This is a genomic window from uncultured Aquimarina sp., assembly GCF_947496855.1.
Classification (GTDB): domain Bacteria; phylum Bacteroidota; class Bacteroidia; order Flavobacteriales; family Flavobacteriaceae; genus Aquimarina.
This window is the reverse complement of record NZ_CANMED010000001.1, coordinates 471,577-491,624: the sequence shown is the minus strand read 5'-3', so window position 1 is coordinate 491,624 and position 20,048 is coordinate 471,577. Positions and strand designations below refer to the sequence as shown.

General features: G+C 30.9%; 17 protein-coding genes. 6 read left to right on the top strand and 11 right to left on the bottom strand.

Going from position 1 to position 20,048, the window contains the following annotated elements; translation table 11 throughout:
• The first annotated feature begins 29 nt into the window (after positions 1 to 29).
• Positions 30 to 1,088: an Ig-like domain-containing protein gene (locus Q0921_RS02185; RefSeq protein ID WP_299252616.1), complete on the top strand. Its 1,059-nt coding sequence runs from the start codon at positions 30 to 32 to the stop codon at positions 1,086 to 1,088.
• An 81-nt stretch (positions 1,089 to 1,169) separates the two neighbouring features.
• Here Q0921_RS02185 and Q0921_RS02180 read toward each other — a convergent pair whose 3' ends face one another.
• Positions 1,170 to 1,517 (bottom strand): hypothetical protein, encoded by a 348-nt coding sequence (locus Q0921_RS02180; RefSeq protein ID WP_299252613.1) that lies wholly within the window; start codon positions 1,515 to 1,517, stop codon positions 1,170 to 1,172.
• A gap of 129 nt (positions 1,518 to 1,646) precedes the next feature.
• Between Q0921_RS02180 and Q0921_RS02175 the strand changes: the two genes are divergently transcribed.
• Positions 1,647 to 1,838, top strand: a complete 192-nt coding sequence (locus tag Q0921_RS02175) for a hypothetical protein (RefSeq protein WP_299252610.1) — start codon at positions 1,647 to 1,649, stop codon at positions 1,836 to 1,838.
• A gap of 192 nt (positions 1,839 to 2,030) precedes the next feature.
• Positions 2,031 to 2,450: a DUF2147 domain-containing protein gene (locus tag Q0921_RS02170; RefSeq protein WP_299252607.1), complete on the top strand. Its 420-nt coding sequence runs from the start codon at positions 2,031 to 2,033 to the stop codon at positions 2,448 to 2,450.
• A 976-nt stretch (positions 2,451 to 3,426) separates the two neighbouring features.
• Here Q0921_RS02170 and Q0921_RS02165 read toward each other — a convergent pair.
• On the bottom strand, positions 3,427 to 4,032 hold the full coding sequence (locus Q0921_RS02165; RefSeq protein ID WP_299252604.1) for a matrixin family metalloprotease: 606 nt from the start codon (positions 4,030 to 4,032) through the stop codon (positions 3,427 to 3,429).
• A gap of 752 nt (positions 4,033 to 4,784) precedes the next feature.
• Here Q0921_RS02165 and rlmF point away from each other — a divergent pair.
• A complete protein-coding gene (gene rlmF, locus Q0921_RS02160; RefSeq protein WP_299252601.1) occupies positions 4,785 to 5,660 on the top strand; it encodes a 23S rRNA (adenine(1618)-N(6))-methyltransferase RlmF in 876 nt (291 codons plus the stop codon).
• A gap of 17 nt (positions 5,661 to 5,677) precedes the next feature.
• Here rlmF and Q0921_RS02155 read toward each other — a convergent pair whose 3' ends face one another.
• Positions 5,678 to 7,228 (bottom strand): DEAD/DEAH box helicase, encoded by a 1,551-nt coding sequence (locus Q0921_RS02155; RefSeq protein ID WP_299252598.1) that lies wholly within the window; start codon positions 7,226 to 7,228, stop codon positions 5,678 to 5,680.
• A gap of 128 nt (positions 7,229 to 7,356) precedes the next feature.
• Positions 7,357 to 8,349 (bottom strand): YceI family protein, encoded by a 993-nt coding sequence (locus Q0921_RS02150; protein ID WP_299252595.1) that lies wholly within the window; start codon positions 8,347 to 8,349, stop codon positions 7,357 to 7,359.
• Between the two features lie 130 nt (positions 8,350 to 8,479).
• On the opposite strand from Q0921_RS02150, the gene Q0921_RS02145 reads away from it, so the two are divergent.
• Positions 8,480 to 9,370 carry a response regulator transcription factor gene (locus tag Q0921_RS02145; protein WP_299252592.1) on the top strand — a complete coding sequence of 297 codons (891 nt, stop codon included), beginning with the start codon at positions 8,480 to 8,482 and terminating at the stop codon, positions 9,368 to 9,370.
• 115 nt (positions 9,371 to 9,485) lie between these two features.
• Here Q0921_RS02145 and Q0921_RS02140 read toward each other — a convergent pair whose 3' ends face one another.
• The 3 genes from Q0921_RS02140 to Q0921_RS02130 form a co-directional block, all read right to left on the bottom strand.
• Positions 9,486 to 11,666, bottom strand: a complete 2,181-nt coding sequence (locus Q0921_RS02140; protein ID WP_299252589.1) for a TonB-dependent receptor — start codon at positions 11,664 to 11,666, stop codon at positions 9,486 to 9,488.
• A gap of 70 nt (positions 11,667 to 11,736) precedes the next feature.
• The gene (locus tag Q0921_RS02135; RefSeq protein ID WP_299252586.1) at positions 11,737 to 12,054 is read right to left on the bottom strand and encodes a DUF6660 family protein; all 318 of its coding nucleotides are present in this window, start codon (positions 12,052 to 12,054) and stop codon (positions 11,737 to 11,739) included.
• Between the two features lie 119 nt (positions 12,055 to 12,173).
• Entirely contained in the window at positions 12,174 to 12,821 is a 648-nt protein-coding gene (locus Q0921_RS02130; protein ID WP_299252583.1) for a class I SAM-dependent methyltransferase, read from the bottom strand.
• A 193-nt stretch (positions 12,822 to 13,014) separates the two neighbouring features.
• Here Q0921_RS02130 and Q0921_RS02125 point away from each other — a divergent pair, with 193 nt between their 5' ends.
• Complete coding sequence (locus Q0921_RS02125) at positions 13,015 to 14,391, top strand: hypothetical protein (protein ID WP_299252580.1); 1,377 nt, start codon at positions 13,015 to 13,017, stop codon at positions 14,389 to 14,391.
• Here the strand turns inward: Q0921_RS02125 and Q0921_RS02120 are convergent.
• Genes Q0921_RS02120 through Q0921_RS02105 form a run of 4 tightly spaced genes read right to left on the bottom strand, consistent with a single transcriptional unit; the run spans position 14,388 to position 19,901 of the window.
• Entirely contained in the window at positions 14,388 to 16,133 is a 1,746-nt protein-coding gene (locus tag Q0921_RS02120; RefSeq protein WP_299252577.1) for a hypothetical protein, read from the bottom strand. The genes Q0921_RS02125 and Q0921_RS02120 overlap by 4 nt on opposite strands.
• A gap of 49 nt (positions 16,134 to 16,182) precedes the next feature.
• Positions 16,183 to 17,265, bottom strand: coding sequence for a hypothetical protein (locus Q0921_RS02115; protein WP_299252574.1), 1,083 nt, complete (start codon positions 17,263 to 17,265; stop codon positions 16,183 to 16,185).
• Positions 17,266 to 17,269: 4 nt separating this feature from the next.
• Positions 17,270 to 18,757, bottom strand: a complete 1,488-nt coding sequence (locus tag Q0921_RS02110; protein WP_299252572.1) for a hypothetical protein — start codon at positions 18,755 to 18,757, stop codon at positions 17,270 to 17,272.
• Positions 18,750 to 19,901, bottom strand: coding sequence for a caspase family protein (locus Q0921_RS02105; protein WP_299252569.1), 1,152 nt, complete (start codon positions 19,899 to 19,901; stop codon positions 18,750 to 18,752). The genes Q0921_RS02110 and Q0921_RS02105 overlap by 8 nt, the downstream gene beginning before the upstream one ends.
• Positions 19,902 to 20,048: the final 147 nt, after the last annotated feature.

The following is a 20,048-nucleotide window of genomic DNA, read 5'->3' as shown; positions in this document are numbered from 1 at the left end:
AACTCATTTCTTTTTATTGAAACTTTATTGTGAAGAATTTTTTCGAGATTTTATTAGTTTTTATAAGTCTAATACAAGTAACTCAAGCGCAGTCATCGCTAGATTTTACTGTTACTAAAAACCAAATTCTTATAAAAAAAGGCAACGTATCAGAAGAAAGAATTGTCGCATTTATAGGTGAGATCCCTGAGGATAAGCTAGGTTCTTCTACTCCAGTTCTGGGAAAAACCCTTCAGACAAATGAAGGAATTCTATTTATACCTATAGTCCCGTTTGGATGGAATCAAAAATACACTTTAGTATATAATCATATTATAGAATATTTTGAACTAACAATTCCCAAAAACTACGAATCTCTCTCGGTAACAGAAGTCTATCCTTCGACTCCTATCCTACCTTCCAATATTTTAAAATTATATATCCGATTTTCAAAACCAATTAACACTGCTTCAGTATATGATCACATAAGATTTATCAACTTAGCAGGGGATACACTATCGAGAACTATACTTCCATTAGAAAACCCACTTATTTCTAATGATAGAAAACTCTTAACCTTATGGATAGAACCTGGAAGACAAAAACGAGGTCTAGGTCCAAATAAACAATTAGGACGTGTTTTTAATAAAGATACCTATCGTTTAATAGTTACAAAGGATATAAAAGATAGTAATGGGATTTCTATGCAAAAAGATTTTATACATTCTTTCAATATAGGAAATACGGATCGCATAAAACCAACTATAGATGACTGGAAAATAGATATTCCGAAAATCAATTCTATTTCAAAGCTCTTAGTTCATTGTAGTGAACCCATGGATTATGGTAGCCTCCAAGATAATATTAATATAGTCGATAGTAATACGCTAGAAGTAAAAGGGATGTGGCAACTATTAGAGCAAGAAACTATACTTTCTTTCCAACCAAAAGAACCTTGGAAAAAAGGTAATTATCAAATTTTATGTAATCCGGAAATTGAAGATTTAGCAGGTAATAATCTAAGTCGATTATTTGATAAGGAAATCAAAAACGGATCTAATAAAGAAAGTATTAATCAACAGTATTCATTAAGATTTACTATAAATTAAAAAGGGCAGTCTAATTAACTGCCTTTTTTATCAAAGTAGGTATATCATCTCAGTAGTAGTTTCGAGACTCATTTGAGGTTTTCAGTTTCCAGCTAACAAAACAAAAGAGTTGCCTGCAACCGGAGACACATTATAACTTTTTACATTTTTTAATGTTTTCATATATTTTTCCGCTTCAATAAATGCGCTTTCCATTGGACTAACGTATGAATTTTGATCTAAGGTAATTGTTTTAGAAATCACTTCTCCGCTGGTATATTCAATTGTCATTTTCCATTTTTTTACAGAATGAAAATTTTTGGAAACTAATGAATTTTCTTCTTTACCACTCTTCTTCTCTTTTTCAACTTTTTCTTTTTCGTTTCTCGGATTTGTTGTTGCATAGCTAAAAGATACACAGAACAATGTAGTAATAATAAGGAGTTTCATAAGTGATGTTTTTTGGATTTGTTCTGACGAATATACATATATAATTTGATTATACAAATATTTTTTTAATAAAATTTTATTTGAATATTCAAAAAATACATGTATGTTTGAATTATGATAAATAAGAATTTGAAAAGGCTCCTAAAAAGAAGCAAAGGAGCAAAAACGGTATACGGTATTTCTAAAACTTTGGGAGTAAGTCCGCAAGCAGGAGATTATGTAGTAAAGAGAAAAAATCTGGCTAAAGATTTTGAACGACTACAAAGAATTGCTGATTATATGGAAGTTGATATTAAGGATATCATAGATAAAAATAAATAGCGTAGTTCACTTAAATGTTATAATGATTGGTTTTGCAGCTGCTCTATAGAAATGGTAAGCTGTATTTTTTCTGGATTATATTCGATGGAATAATCAAGAGATATTTAGCATAATTGATTGAGATAAAACTAAAATCAAACTTTTATACTTATATTTCCAAAGAAAACTAATCTAAATAACACATTCTTTTTCATGAGATTAATGCTCTTTCTCTTCTTAACTTCTCTTTGTATCTCGTCGATAAAACCCGAAACTTATATCGGTAAATGGCGTATAGAAGGTGGCTCTATAATTGAGATTTATAAAAATGGAGATCGTTTTTTTGGTAAAATTAATAAACGAGCAGAACACCCCATATCAAACCTTAATGGATTAGATAATAAAAATCCTAATCCTACTCTTAGACAACGTCAACTATTAGGAATCGATATTCTTAACGACCTAAATTTTGAAGATGGAGAATTGTCTGGTGGAACTATCTATAATGCGGACAGTGGAAAAACATATACTGTAAAAGTATGGATTGACCCAAGCAATACGGATTTATGCTATATAAGAGCTTATAAGGGTATACTATTTAAAACTTTCGAAGCAATTCGAGTAGGAAGTTAAAAAACTAAATTAAACTTTTAGTCGTATTACAAATAGCTAACTAAATGCAGTTTATCTGCACTCAATCAACCATCCTAATTTTAAAAAAAATGATCACTTCCTAATAAGGTTCGATTATTTTTCAATATATCTACCTGTTCGTTTGTAATTTTTTTTCTTAAACATGGTCTTATTTCATTCATAGTATTTCCTTCCGTTGTATAATAAAATAAACTTAAAGTATAAGTTTTTTCGTACGCTACTCTTGATTTATAAAGAAACTCAATAGTAATCAAAGAGCTCTTTTATCCTTTCTTATTTCTACTATTTCTATGGTATTATATTAGATCTTTTGATCATATGTAATAGATCGTACTAACAACCAAATTAACACGGAATAATTATTACCTTAAGTGTTTATGTAGATTATTTTTAAATTTAAAAAATCAAACAGATTACAACGTAAAAATTACAACCTGTTTGATTTTACTTTATACACAGCTACTCTAATAATAATTTAAAAGAATAACTAACTTACTAAAAGGGGATGTCTAAATAAATTAGAATACTGATTGGGGTTTGAAATTATTATCAATTGAAATACATCAGCATTAATTTTGATTTAAAATCGAAGGTAAAATCTTACTTTTCAATAAGGGACTAAAAGGCGAGATTCTATTCATTCAATAATGAGTTTTATTAAGTTATTAAAAATACTATTCGACTATCTTAGTCATAATAAGATAATCTTCAGTTTGTCTATCAAAATTAATCTTGTCACTTTTACTTAAATTCAAAACCTTTATGTCTTTTTTTTCCTACACAAACATTTAGAAAAAGGCCACATGAAAAGAAATACAAATGGTACACTATCAGTCAGCCTCTTTCTGTTTAGCTTCAGTCAAAAATAACAGCATAAATTATGGTTGCTATTCAACGACTTGACACTTTTAATACATAAAATAATTCAAATGATTGGGGCAACGCAGTGGGTTCTTTATATACCCACTATTTTAGTTATTGTATTTTTCATTCTATCGGTCTGAGTATTTGTGAATTCTTTTCTCATATGAGGACGTATTTGCCCCATGATATTTCCCTCTTCATGATAATGAAATAAGCCCAATGCATGACCTATTTCGTGAGGCACCGTAGTTGTTTCCAGAAATTCATCTGTAATCAATGCTCGCTGATCTTTTCCTATACCTGCAATAGCAACCGTATGAGCTCTCTTAATTATATAAATACTCAATCTATTTTCGTCATAAGAATCCTGTGTTTCGGTTAAAAAAACACTTGATTCTTGTCCTCTGTTATCACGTAAATCATATAGTTCATCATTGATGATCGTTTTGATAACACCTTTTTCTAAACCAATACCATATCTATGAAAAAAATTACCATTAAGATTGTGGATAAAATTAGTTTCGTTCAGATTATATGAACAATGACCTGAAGAAGATTGTACATAGATGATATCTACCTTTATCACTTTGTCTAAATTATCAGAAAACACCTGTTCCACTTGAAAAGGAACAAAATCATCTTCAGTTGTACAAGAAAGAAAAACAGATAGTATTAATAGTATTTTTATAAATTTCATGGCTCAATCATTTTGGTTTATACTCACTATGCAATATTGATGTAAACAATTAGTTGAAATTTCATTTTTTATCATTAATAAAAACTAAAAATTCCCCTAATAATTCATGAGTTTAATTAAGCTTTTTTCATAGTAACCCTTTTCAAAGCAGACTATTAAAAAAATAAGAAATAATTTGTGTATGTTGATCAACTTGTTCAAATATAGGGAAATATCCAACTTTTAAACAGGGTGTTTTCCCCCTAATCGTAATTATGCAAGAATAGTTTATAGTATTGTTTTACAGTTTATTACCAAAATGAAATGTTAAATTGAAAATGTTAAAAAATTGCTTAAATTTTATATGAAATAGGGATACGAAAGGTATGCGGATAGATGAGGTTTTTGGGTTAAAATATTTTGATTACGGTAAAAACGTAATAAAAATACTGTTATATTAAACCTATTTAACTTGATCACAATAGGCTATTTAACATTATTTTTAAGAAAACTTTAACAATACTAACTGTTATTTCGTCGATATTTATCTACTTTTTATCGAAAAAAAGATAAAATATTTAATAGAATTTCCATTTTAACACTTTTTTTCATGTTATTATAGTTAATATAATCGAAAATTGAATGCTTTGTTATGTTTTAGAATATGAAAAATATTCAATTATTTTATAGAAAAAAACACTGTAATCTTTAAAAATGATATTTATGGCCATTTATATATTATGTATATTTACAGCTTTATAATCTATTCTATTGTGCACCCAAAAAATCTTCACAATTCCTCTTACGATTTTAATACATTAACAAGAGCACATCTAGAATTATCAAAACATGTATTTATAAATTCATTTGGAAAAAAAAGTATTGATTTTTCTAACAACCAAGCTGTCCTAGAACTGAATAAAGCTATTTTAAAGCATCATTATCGATTAAATGACTGGAATATCCCAAAAGATTATTTATGCCCTCCTATCCCAGGAAGAGCTGATTACATTCATCATATTGCTGATCTATTAGAAGAAGATCCTATTCGTTATCAAATAAGCGGGCTAGATATTGGTGTTGGCGCAAATTGTATCTATCCCATTCTAGGAACTCAGATAAACAACTGGAAAATGGTTGGTGTCGATATTAATAGGACTGCAGTTACTGCTGCACAAGCTAATGTAGATTTGACACCTAATTTAAAGAACAACATTGAGATAAGACATCAAGAAAATAATGCTAATATTTTTGAAGGTGTCATTCAACTTAATGAATATTATCATTTTTCTATGTGTAACCCTCCTTTTCATTCATCAGAAAAAGAAGCTACTAAAGGTGCACTTCGTAAATTAAGAAATTTGTCTGCAATTAGCTCAAAAGGCAAATCTTTAGTATTAAATTTTGGTGGACAGGCTAACGAATTATGGTGTAACGGTGGAGAAGCTTTGTTTATTAAACGAATGATTAAACAAAGTATAAATTACAAAACTCAGGTAGGCTGGTTTACTTCATTAGTATCCAAAAAAGATAATTTACCAAAAATTCACAAACAGCTTACTAAACTAAAAACGATTCACAAAACAGTAGAGATGTCTCAAGGAAACAAGCAAAGTCGATTTGTAGCCTGGAAATTCCCAAAAGAATAAAAATAAACGATTATAATTTATTCAGGAGGTCTACCGTGAATTTCTTCGAATTTTACATCAAAATTTTCTCTTAGATAAGCATTCAGCTTTTTCCTATAGTCATCCTTTAACCAGGATAAAAAATTATAGGTACTTCTACTTATACATTTAGCATAACTTTGTATTCTGTGATCTATATCATCTCCTAACATTTTAGCTAAAGCTATGGCATCATATACATCTTCGCTATTCTCTATACAAATCTTTGCGTGTTGTGCTATAGATCTTTCTAAAACAACTTTAGAAGACTCCCCTTTTCTAACAGAATCTTTATAGGTCTCTTTAATATCAAAATACACTTCTTCAGAATTAGCAAACTCAACTCTTAATTCTTCTGGCATTTCATGCCTAAATTTATCCTCTATATCCTCATCATTAAGGAGTTTATCCATGTAATAATCCGGAGAATTGAATATTTTCTGCCAATCTAAATCTGCTCCCCAAGGTCCAAACCGATGATAGTTATTTCCAAGATCAATAACATTAAATGTAGATTTATTTTTTAATATACGAGACCCACGACCGATCATCTGATAATATAAAGTTAATGATTTTGTTGCTCGATTTAGAATAATAGTATCTACCGTAGGTTCATCAAACCCTGTAGTCAAAATACTTACAGAAGTTAAAATAGCATCAGGTGTTTCCTTAAACCATTGAAGAATTTGTTTTCTTTGTTTTTTAGTAGCTGTGTTATCAAGATGCGCAATAGGATATCCCGCAGATCTAAACGTATCATATACGTGTAATGAGGTGTTAATACCATTATTAAAGATCAATACCTTCTTTCCTTTAGAGTGTTTTTCATAGGCTTGTAATAGTTGACTAAGCATCGTACTATTGGTATATAAATCTTCTGAAGATTTTACTGTATAATCTCCATTAGACCCAACTTCTAGAGAAGTTAATCCCATATTATATGCAAATACATCTGCCCGCGCCAAAAATTCATTCTCAATTAATGATTCTATCGTTTCACCAACAATTAATTCGTCATAATTGTCTTTCATTGGTAATTTTATATTAGAGCTTAACGGTGTAGCTGTAACTCCTAAAACAAAAGACTTTTCAAAAAATTTAAATAACTTAGTAAAAGAATTATAATGTGCCTCATCAATAATCACTAAGCCAATATCCGAAATATCTAACTTACCTTCAGTAAGTCTATTGTTTAATGTTTCTACCATTGCTACAAAACAACTATACTTATCCTGATCATCCAGATTTGCTTTGCTATCAACTACTTTATTATCAACACCAAACCCTGTAAGCATCCTAGATGTTTGCTTACACAATTCTATACGATGTGTCATCACCAATACTTTTCTATTGTGATGCTTAAGATATTGTCTTACTATTTCGGAAAAAATAACTGTTTTCCCACCTCCGGTCGGTAATTGGTATAACAAATGGTAATCTTCACGAGCATCTTCAAAACTTTTAAAAATCTTATTAATCGCTCCTTTTTGATAACTATATAAATCCTTACCTGTTTTTTTTTCTTGTAATTCTGTAGTGGTATCCGACATATTTTCTCATTTCTAGGGCTGCAAAACTACTTCCTTTTATGCATTTTTGCAGAATTTTTATCATAAAATATGTTATTTTTTTTCTACAATTTGTTTTCTAATGAATAAAATCGAATATTAAAAGCCCATTATTCCGTGAATATAGAGGTTTCGAACTGTACCTCATCTGATATCAAATTATCACCAAAACTACCAAAAATACTACCAGATGCATATACTATATTCCATAGTGTTCGATCAATTGTAAATTTTGAAGTAAAGATTAACTTATTTTCGTTATAGCTTATACGAGCATCAAACTCCACGGGTTGTAACATATCTTTAATAGTTAGATTGGCCAGTACTGATACATTAGAATCATCAATATATTTAATGGTTATTATTTTGAGTGTAGCCATGGGATATTTTTCTGTTTCAAAAAAATCAGCGTTTTTTAAGTGATCAACAAGAGACTCACTGTAATCTCCATCAGTGTTTATAATAGTATTCATATCAATTAAGAATTCACCTCCAAAAATTTTATTCTCTTTTGCATAAAATTCGCCACTATGGAAAGTAACAGTTCCATAATGTCCGTTTGTATGAAGTTTATCGAATCCTTCCCATTTCAGAATACTTTTCTCTTTGTTAATTTTCAAAATATTGCCATCAACAGTTTTAGGTACTATTTTCTCTTTTACAATATCTATTAATTCAATTTCATAAAGTAATGTAGAATCAGGATGCGGAAAAGTAACGTTTCCGGTTCTTTTACTTAAAGATGGTGGTACAATAAGTTTACGTATTTCTCCAATTTTCATCCCCTGTAAACCCTCATCTACTCCCTTTATAACTTGATTACCTCCTACCAAAACCTTAAGAGGACTTGGTCTATTTCTAGAAGTATACACCAAAGAATCATTAATGTATTTTGTGGTTTCATGAATAAGGACTTCTTCACCTTTTACAACTGAAGGGCCTGAACCAGTTTTTACTATTTTGTATTGAAGTCCTGAGGCCGTAATAGTAAAGTCTGTCTTATTAGAACACCCAAACAATACCATAAGTACAAGTATACTTATATATATTTTAACAATATTGATATTCAATTTATTAAGTTGAATTCTTACATTAGTTTTCATCTATTTTATATTTTAAATTTTAGTTGAGACGAAAATAATTCGGAGTCTATTCTACAATGCTAAATCAATTGTAAAAAAGTGTATAGGAATTGTAAATTTTTCGTTATTTGTTAATAAGAAACTTTTTTACGTGAAAAATAAATTCAAAATACTAATAACCGTTATCATCTTATTGATGAGCGTTATGACGATCCATAGCTTTTCTCCAAAAGAAGATTTATTTCATACGGAAAAAATTAAGATAGCTTTAAGAGCTGTTGGAAACCAGTTGTTATTAAAGAACAATGACCCTACATCTCTTGTATTACCGATAAAAGAGATTTCTGATTATAAATTTGAATTGTCATTTCAGGAAGAGTTAACAATTGATCCAAAAGTGTTAGTAACAATTATTGATGCAGAATTAAAAAAAACAGGCCTCCCGGACAATTATATTACCGAAGTAATTCATTGTGAAACCAATGAAATATCATATAGTTATCAAATATTAGGGCCATTAAAAAATAATGAAATTTCATGCTTTGGCAGAAAGCTTCCAGCAAGCTGTTACACTATCCGGGTTATTATGCTCAAAGAAGAAACTTCTTCTTTATATAGTGCGATGGGAAATATATATACCTTTTCTTTATTAATATTGTTTATTATTCTAATAACGAGTACTACCTTACTCAAAAAGAGACATAGAGAAAATAATCCAATAATTTCGCCCAACCAAATCGTTTTGGGTAAACTTATATTTTATCCGGATCAACAGAAGTTAAACAAAGATCAAATTGAAATTTCCTTAACAGCTAAAGAAAGTGAACTACTAGCTATTTTTGCGCAACATCCTAATCAGATTGTTAAAAGAGAACAACTTATCAAACAAGTATGGGAGGATAATGGTGTTATTGTAGGCAGAAGTCTAGATATGTTTATTTCTAAATTAAGAAAAAAACTCGGCAAAGATTCGGAGGTTAAAATTATAAACGTCCACGGGGTAGGCTATAGACTTGAAACAGCTAACAAAAATACACTATAATCCATATAAGATTAAGATACAACTATACTTAAACAAAAATTCAGATTAATCTTTAAGAGCTCGAAACTTATAGGACACCTTGTTATTAATAAACAAGGTATCCTATATTATACCTTTAATGATGTTCTTTTTGCCCGAAAGGCTTTATAATGATACCGGCACTAAATATAAAACCATCCGCTGGAGCATAAATTTCTGTGAATGTAGGATCATTGGTTGGAGGTAATACTAATGGAGAAAATCTACTTTGTCTTCTATCTGTGAAATTTTCAAAATTAACAAAGATAGTTCCCCAACCGAAATTACGCATTCCTAATAACCCCATTAAAACAAAATCTGTAGTTTTTGTTCCATTAGAAAGTAATTGCTTACCCGTATAATAAGTCTCAAAACCTATTCTCCATTTTTCGTTTTCATACATCACTACGCTACCAGCATTATGCCTTGCTGTTAATGGCTTTTGTGGATTACCATTGAGATAGTTTAAGCGAGTATCAATAAAAGCATAATTAAGAAACCATTTCAAATCTTTGTATGTGAATTTAATATTAGTCTCTGCTCCTTTACTAACGATATCATCTTGCGCATTTTCAAACTCAAAAAAACCAGTTGTAGTATCAGTCAGTAATAAACCATTCTGAATAGCCGTTACATAAAACAATTGATTTATTGAAAACCCTATTTCATTAGTTAAATAAGTGTCGTAATTAAAATCCAAATTTACACCATAAGAACGTTCAGCTTCTAAACCATCTTTATCAATAGCCAATATATTATTGAAATTAATAAATTCAGCCTCTTCTGTAAAAATATCCGGAATTTTATAACCTAAACCCCCTCCTATCCTACTTGAAAATGAATTATTCGCTTTGAATAGCAGCGATATTTTTGGTAAAGGAAAAAATCCCCAGTCTTTTGCATAATCTGCTCTAAAACCTGTCTCTACTATCCAGTTATCAGTAATATCAAAGATGTTATTTATAAACAGTCCAGCTGATATATCATTTTGGTCACGTTCTGAGGTAGTGGATTCCTCATCAAAATCTACTGTATATAAATTTACACCTAAAATCCAATCAGCTCTTAATCCTTGCTCATTATAAGCTATTTCTGTAAAAGAATTGAATTGATTTCCTTTAAAATTTAGGCTTGGAACAATAAGATTTCTATTAAAATAGGCAAAACTATTTTTTATATTTAATGAACGTATAGTATCTATTTCTGTGGTATATATAGCTTGCGTACTAATACGTTTGGAAATATTTTCTTCTGTGTACAAATTACTATTTCCATTATTTCTGATTGCATTTATATCACCTCCTATCCTATCATCATATGTTCCGTTTATTCCAAACCAAAAAGTAGTTTTTTCTGATGGATAATAAAATAATTTTGGGTTAATTGATACCGATTTTGTTCTTGGTAAATTACTAAACCCATCATCTTCCGGATCAAATTCCTTTTGATAATGACCAGACCCATATAAAGTAACTCCAAATTTATTATTTCGCTTACTATAAAAAACATTCCCTGTAGTTCCTAATGCGTGTGTTTGTGTAAGCATAATATCTAAGTCAGGTTCTTCTTCAGGGGTTTTCGAGATCATGTTTACCAATCCTGCAATGGCACCTCCTCCATAAAGCGTAGAAGAACTTCCTTTTATAATTTCGAATTGTTTTAAATCCAAAGGTGGTATCTGCATAATACTCAAACCACTAGAAAATCCTCCATATAAAGGAAAGCCATCTCTTAATAGCTGCGTATATCGCCCATCAAGCCCCTGAATCCTAATATTAGAATTCCCACTACTTAATGATGTTTGCTGCATTTGTATCCCGGTACTTTCTCTTAATACCATCGAAATATTTGTAGCATTCATGGCATTTTTCTCACCCAACTCTTCTGCTCCAATTAATTCAATTCTAGTAGGAATTCTTTGGATAGTTCTAGTACTTCGGTTGGATTGTAAAACTACTTCTTCTAAAGATTCATCGTCTTCTTTAAGTTTTATAACTAATACTTCTGTATATGGAATCTCTATGGTTCTTTTTACAGATTCAAAACCTAAAAATGAAATCGTAAAATCATAAATTCCGCCTGGAATCGAATATAAAGCTGCCATACCATCAAGATCCGTCACAGATCCTTTTTCTATTTGCGCTGAATAAATAGTAGCTCCAACAAGGGGTTGATTATTTGATTCTGATAGTATCTTTATTTTTAATGTATTTATTTGCGCATTAGCATATGCACACATTGATATAGAGAGCAGTATGCCCCATATTATATTTTTCATTCTAAACTTTAGTTTTTTAAATTCTCCAAATTTGATATATGGCTAATTTTCGCGTAAGCCAACTGAGTTCTTAGCTAATCACTTGAGGTGGTTGCCATATATTAGGAAAGAAATAAAAAGTATAGTCTGATTGATAGATACAATCATCTTTAGAAATGATAACAGTCCTTATATCTACATTATATTGTTTTAGCAATTCATAAGCAATTGTTAACCCACAACAAGCACATATACATATAGAATGACAGGAATCATCCGTATCCTCAGAATTATCGTGCTTTTCACTAAAAGATATTTCTTCCTGATGCTCTGAATTAAATTCATCAGAACATGGTGCCGGCACCAAGCCTAATATAAAAACAGATAATATGATTGTAATAAACTTCATTTCGTTTACAAAGATAGATGAAATCTAATGTAATTGAGTAGCTGTTGATCTTATATTATTTATTTTGAAATTTCCCAGCAAATACACTATATTAAAATACAGGATTCAATTGTTGACTATTATTTAGTCCCTACTAAAATCCACATTCGCTTATCCTCTTCATTTTTCCATCTACCAAAATCCTTAATCTGCGTTTTAATAGTAAATCCAGTTGTCTCCAATTCTTCTTTTACATAACGCATAGCTAACGTATGTTCATCCGTTTGCTCATCTCTAGATTTATTAAGCATATGCTTCTTAAATTTCTCTATAAGTACAATCTGTCCTTTTGGCTTCAAAGCCTTTTTAACGCGCGTTAATATTTCTTTATAATCATCCATTTCATGGTAAGTATCCAAAATAAAAACAACATCTAAAGAAGTATCAGGTAGCTTTGGATCATTATAATCTCCTAGAATAGTTTTTACATTTCTGATTTTTCGTTTCTCCAGATGTTCATCTAGCTTCTCTAATCTATCTTTTCTAACATCTACTGCAAAAACTTTTCCTGATGCTCCAACCTCCTTAGCTATATGAATCGATAAGTAACCTTCGTGGCAACCTATGTCTGCCACTTTATCACCTTTTTTGATTTCGGCTATCTCCAATATCTTTGACACATTCATCCAGGTATCTCTTTCTTTCCAATCGTTCTCTTTATATTGAGCTTGTCCAAAATGGACTCCAATCAAAATTAGTACTCCCAAAAATTTATTATGCAACTCCATATACCTTCTATTTTATATTTACAGCTGATTGTTTGATGGTTAACCTAATTAAAATATCGATTAATTAAACTTTAAATACTTAATTTATGAAAAGTTTATAATTTATTTACATTTAAAAAGTGATATTCATCTAAGATCTATGTAAGATTACAATGCATTTTTATTCTAATATATTTAGTTAGTAATTCAGTATATGAAAAACGAACTTTTTGCAGCTTTTAAAGTATATGTCTTCACTTGGTTAGTGAGCTTAATTCTTTTTGTTATAGGCGCAATATTAACTGGGCTTACTTTTTCAGAATCTTTACAATATTTCGGAAAGATGCTAACAAGATTAAAATTTGTTTTTGTAATTCACATCTTTTTTATAATACTATATTTATTATTCCTAATTCTTAGATATTTTATTCGGATACAAAAAAAGAAAGGCTCCACAGTGATGCTAAAACATTTTTCTTTAAAATTATTTACTCCTGCACTAGTTCTATTTGGAGTATTCAAATTTATTATAATCAAAAATAGTTCAGAAGACTTTCAATACAACTGGATTTCATCCTTAGAAAACAATAGTGGTATTTCTAAGAATTTATATCAAATTGATAAAAAACATCGTGGAATGACGGTATTTGGTTGGAATCATAATGAGAATAATAAAGATGCTATTGATAACTTAGTTCGATCCAATATAGAATGGGTAGCGGTGGTACCTTTTTTAGACCAAGAAGACGAGGAAACATTAAAAATGAGCACTCCAAAAAAAATTGGTCAATGGTCTCGTAGAGACAGTGTATTTATAAATACAATTACAGAGCTTAAGGATAGAAATATTCACATAATGCTAAAACCTCACCTTTGGTTAAGTTCTGGATGGAGATCTAACGTAAAACATTCCAATGTTGCTAATTGGGATACTTGGTTTGAATCTTACCGCACAAATATGATACATTATACAACTATGGCTGCTAAAACTAACGCGGAACTACTTTGTATAGGTACAGAATTAAAAAGTTCTCTAATGGCCCAACCGGAAAAATGGAAGGATCTAATAAAAGAAATTAAAACTATATATAAAGGAAAACTCACGTATGCAGCAAATTGGGATGACGAATATGAATTCATCGATTTTTGGAATGAACTAGATTATATAGGAGTCCAAGCATATTTTCCGTTAACCGAGGGTTCGAATCCTGATCTAAATACAGTAAAAGAAGGTTGGGAGACACATGTAGAAATGTTAGAATTGTTATCAAAAAAGCATAAAAAACCAATATTGTTTACGGAAATAGGATATAAAAGTGAAGTATCGGCAACCATCAAACCTTGGGAATGGGGTTCAGCACTCAGTATTTTATCAAAACAAAAGTCTGACAAGACACAGCAAATAGCATATCAAGCCCTTTATGAAACATTATGGAATAAAGATTGGTTTGCTGGAACATATATCTGGCAATGGAATACCAGATCAAATAAGGAAAATGCACCTACTAATTTAGATTTTTCTCCAAGGTTTAAACCCGCCGAAAACACTATCGCTAAATGGTATGCCACTGATGGCTCCAATTCAAATTAAGATAAGAACTCAGCAGGATTATTACGTGCTATAATATCAAACTCTTCTACTGTTAAATTACCAGTTGTTGTAGCAACCAAATTCTTCTCTGCAGAATGATTTCTTACCACATAAAAATCAGTACCAAACAAAACTTTCTTTCCTAACTTAGGGTGATTGATAGTTTGTCTTAGTAACGGAAAAATATGTTCATCATGAAGTATGTAACTGATATCTGCATATACATTATCGTGTTGTAACATCATACTACAAATAATTGAATACCAATCTACATACTTCCAACAATCTTCTAGTTTCTTCCAACTTATATTCTCCTGATCAGTTTTTGTATATAAAAATTCTATTCCATGATCGGGATTCTTAAGTAAATCATTACTATATCCATATCTATCAAACTCAAGAAAACGATTCCATTGATCTTCGCCTCCAAAATGAGCAAAACATATTTTCAATTTAGAAAGATCATGGTCCAATTTTGTGTCCAAATCTTTAAACCCAAATAATTTTTTTGTTTCATCACTGCAAGTACTTACATAAATCCTAAGCAACTCTTCTTTTAATAGTATCAAGTAATTTAGAGGGTGTGTAAAATTAAGTGAGAAATCTTTATTTTTTACTTGTGGCAATAATAGAGGGCCATAAGTTGGAGGTTGTAATCTAATTGTCTCTTTAAAAACAGGATGCTCATCCCATTCTTTTTTCTTCGCACCTCGGTAAAATATAGTTCCCTTAATACAATGTGTCATGATAGGAATACCTCGATCGGCAGCATACTTCCATAATGGTAATAATGCTTCATCAAAAGGGTAATATCCCAGTGCTGGATAAATCTTAAATCCATCAAATTTTTTATCTTCTATATATTCTTTTATAAAACAATCCTGAAGTGTTACTTTTCCTTTATCAAATGTAAATTTAAGATGATCTTGTTCTTCTCGGATTCTTCTAGGTTCTGCAAATATAAAAGGAAGTATTTCATTTTTATGTTTTCCTCTTTCTTTGATATCTGCAATTTCCTGCATTTGATGTTTATATGAAAAATTAGGATCCAATTTACCTGCCCCCATATACTCCATATCCATTGGTAAAACAATAAATTTAGTACGAGGCGGATATTGTTTTTTCATTACTGAAAAGATTCTTGTTTGATGTTCATATAGCGTAAAACGTCCTAATAATAAGTACCGTTCTAATAAATCTCGTGTCATTTTTCCTGGTAAAATGGAAAAAAACTTCAATGTTTTACGAAGAATAAACCAAATTAAATTTCTACCACTTTTAAAAAACAAAAACAATATTGTGGCCAGTGCTATTTTAAATATAATATTTTTTATTGGGTATAAAAGGTATATGGATTCCACCCATTCCTTCAATAACAATCCGTATTTGATAACATCATTCTTTTCAGGACTAAAAACAAGAGATAACCACTCAAAAATAATAAACAATACATGATACGTTAATACAAATCCAATAAGTGACAAAGTACCGTTCAGTAATTTATTTCGTCGAAGATTAATTTTTCTTATTACTTTATTTCGCTTTTTTTCTAGATAAGGATCCTGGAATTTTTTATTACTATCCTTTACACTACGCTTATACAGTTTTAATATCAGCGGAGTACTAAGCAAACGATAAAATGGCCAAGGAACAAATGTTTTGGCAAGATAAGGAGGTACATGTTCTCCTTTAAAAATATGGGCGTGGCAGTTTATGATTGGTTTTTTAGTTGAATCACTCATAATTTTTTGATTTAAAAAAGTGCTCTATATTAGTTTATTAGGGGTGATTTTAAATATTTATTTGTACTATTTCCATTCCTGAATCTGGATACATTGTTGTATAATTATATCTGTTTTTCATAAAACTTTCATCCCAAATCTTATTAATCTTGGACTTATAATTAAAAATAAGTTGGACATTGGCTCCGCTAGATTTTAAGATTCTGGCTATAGTTACTTCTTTAGGGTGTTTATAGATTCTTCCATTTGTAGAAATAACAAAATTCTTGCAGTTCACCTTGTCTAACAATTCTGGGCTTGTATTATGAGAACTGGCATGATGTGATACTTTAAAAAGATCTAAATCTATTTTTTCATCTGGAGCTATTATATTAAGCGTATCCAATAGCTGACTAGGAAACGCATCTCCGCAAAACAATACTTTCTTTCCTTCATATTCTGCTAAAAAAGCAATACTACTACCGTTTCCCGCAGACGTATCTTCTTCAAAATTTTCCTGTGATAGTATATCTATATTGGGTATCTCTTCACCTCCAAAGCTATCAATTCCATCATCGGTCTCCTCTTCATCATTAACTGCTAAACCAACACCTGGATACAAATTAGCTTTTCTTACCTCACACTCCCACTTATCTTTAAGTTCTGACAAGTGCTTTGGTGCAGGAGATAGAAGTGTCAGTTGCATACCTCCCGGAAGCGTTACTTTTGGTAACTCTTCATTATCTACTACAATAGTTTTCTTATCAAAATCTCCATTCCAAGATAAATTATGCTTTAATATGGCAGTCGAAAGACGTTCACCTTGTACTGCACCAAAAACTTCTATTTCTCCATTAACTGGTGCACTCAAATGCCCCCAGCCATTAAACCATAAATCACGTATACTAAAAGGTAATTCTTCTTCTTCTAACAATTTAAGAATACCTTCGATATGATCTCTATCTATGTGCGTTACGACTAATAATTCAAGCTTTCTTTCATTTTCAGGGAGTTCTTCCACTAATTTTTTAATACTATGTCTTGTGCCTCCAGTACCCCCATCAATAAGAATACGACTAGGATTATTTTCTGGACCATAAGTTATCCAGATACAATCGCCAAATCTTGCCGGTAAAAATTTGATATTAAACATATATTTATAGTTTTCCTTTTCCCATTCTGTATTTTCTTATTTCAGAATCAAAGTCTTTTTTAGGAAATTTAATATGAATATTTTCTAATTTTTCGTTTATAACTCCGTCCATAGTTCCTTGTCCCTTGAGTTCCTTTGCTGCTTTATAAATAGAATCAAACTTTATTCCTTCATCTGATCTGATACTACCATCAGATTGTATCTTGAATCTTTGGAAAACGGTATCTCCTGTATATATTTCCATGTTATCATCAATAGGATCAAGTACCGTATCTTTTATTAACTCTTTTATAGGAACATCATAGATATATGCTATAAAATCCTTGTTGTGAGGTGTTCCCTTCTTTGCCTTTTTACGAGGTTGCTGAGGATCAATTCCATTAAAAGTAGTGGTAGTTGTTGTCCAGTCTGCGGCTTCAGCGTATTTTTCTACTATTTTTAATGCTTCTTCAATTTCTGAGTCTAAATTATCATTATCAAATAATATTTTTAACCCCTTCCATAATAACCTTAAACCTTCTGTATATAGAGGTATTCCTCTTTTTGTAGCTTCCAGAAAACGTGATTTGATTTCGATAATATCCATATTACCATTATTCCTTCCTTCTTTGATCAATTGCCACGCCCAGATAATTGAACCATCTGACATCCACGGCATCCAATTGGCTAGATTTTCAGCCCAGTTATGTAATCGATCTAATTCTCCGGCTTTTAGTAAATAATACCCTCCTATTGCGGCGGCAGCGGGATCCGACATCTTTCCGTATAACAAGTCTTCTGCAGAAGATGATTTCAGTCCTGAATTGTCATAAAGATCTTGTGCTTTCGATCTAGAATCTTGATTTAGTAAGGTTAAAATAGTTTCTGCGTGCCAGTTTTCTGAAGTTACTGTGACTTCTAAAGGATGTACTATGCTTTTAGGACCTTCATTAGGTCGGATTAGACACATCAAATTGCTATTAGGAGGTAATGCGATTAATCTCCAAGGAATTTTAGGACCTCCTACTTGTAAAAATTGTTGACTACGGTCTACATTTAGTTCATAACTTACACCCTCTTCGTCCCAAGAACTAGATTCTTGAATTGGAATATTAACAACTTTCCAGTTTTCTCCTTCTTTTTTCCATAATCGAATCCAGGCACCTAAATAAATATTATCTACTAAATCTTTTTCTTTATCAATACGGGTTGATAGGTTTTTGGATAAATATGCCCATTCCTGTGTTTCCCTTGGACTTAATCCAGATAAGTTGAACGTTACTTTTCCTATTAAATTAGGCTTCACTATGACAGCTTTCTCCATTTTCTTACCAGAAGCCAATGTAAGCACTACTCCGTAAACTCCCGGTTCTACCTCTAAGTTTTTGTAATTATCATAACTCATCCAAAAAGAATCAATCTCCTCTAGTATAGAATTGAGAATAGTAATCTTCTTAGGAATACGGAAAGAATCATTTCCATGTGTTACAATATGTATAGATAGATTACTCATTTCGGGAACAGTTTATTTTTTCGTTAGTTAATGCGCGTACTAAGGCTAGTGTTTCTCCATTGTTAAATTCCTCACTTTGTGATTCCGTCTGTAATGTATAGTATCCGGCAATCATATCTAATTCCCAAGATTCCGATTTTGGATCTTCTGTAAATTCAGTTTCTCCTTCAAGAGCTTTACATTTCAATTTAGACACATTTGTTGCTTCAGCTGGATCACAAGCCACAGATAGATGTGCTGGAGGTGCTTTACTAAAAGTAATTATACCAGAAGGTTCACTAGCTGTATAGACACATCGCTGTTTATATCCTTCAGTAGATTTAATCATACGAAGAATATTATGAATCTGCATAGCAATATCACCTGTATTTACAGCCCATTGTCCTCCTCTTTTATCCGCTGCATAACCTTGTAAAGCTTTTATAATAGACTGTGTGAAAAAAGAAGGTTTTTTTTGGGGGCCATACGCAGCTTCATTATGTGCTGCTGCTTTCATTGTAAGATCATGTTTGCAATCTGGAGTTGTTAATAAAGGAACATCCAAAGGAATATCAGGAAGATCACTTTGGAGCATACCTGCGTTAATCTTTCTACAAGAATCTATAAAAAAACATTGAGTAGACGCTTTACATGAATGAAATGCATTTCTGGTTTTATTGAAAGTAAAACTTCCATTTAACCAAGGGTTATTAGGATTAGCTCCAAAATCCTCAGTTAACAGATAATGATCTTTTTTTTCTACCCCATGACCACTGAAGAAGAAAATAGCGACATTATCCACATGACTATCGCAACGTTGTTTCCAATCATTATACGCCCGTGAAACATTATCAAAATTTGAGGCTTCAAACTGTTCTCCATCCTCACCTGGAAACGGATCTTTAGGTGAAGGAGAAATCAATAACTCAATACTTCCTAAAGGTTTGACAAATCCTTTTTGTTCATCGTTTTCAATTTCTAGTAAATGATCTCTAAAAGCCAAAGCTGATTTAGGAGGTGATGATAATTGTTTCAAAATACCAACTCTTTCGTAATTCTGAACCTTTTCTTCTGTTCCTTCAGAAAGATAACGATAGCCTCCTACTCCTATAATTAGTACGTGAGTTTGAGCTTCCCCATTTATTTGATCATAAATCAATGCCATATAATAATTAGTGTTTGTATGCGTCATTGTCAGAGAAACATGTAACAAGAAATTATTTCTTATTATCTAACTGAGTACAAATTAGCATTTGTAATTTCTATAATTTTGAATATGTATAACATACCTATTATTGGGTATTTTAGTTAA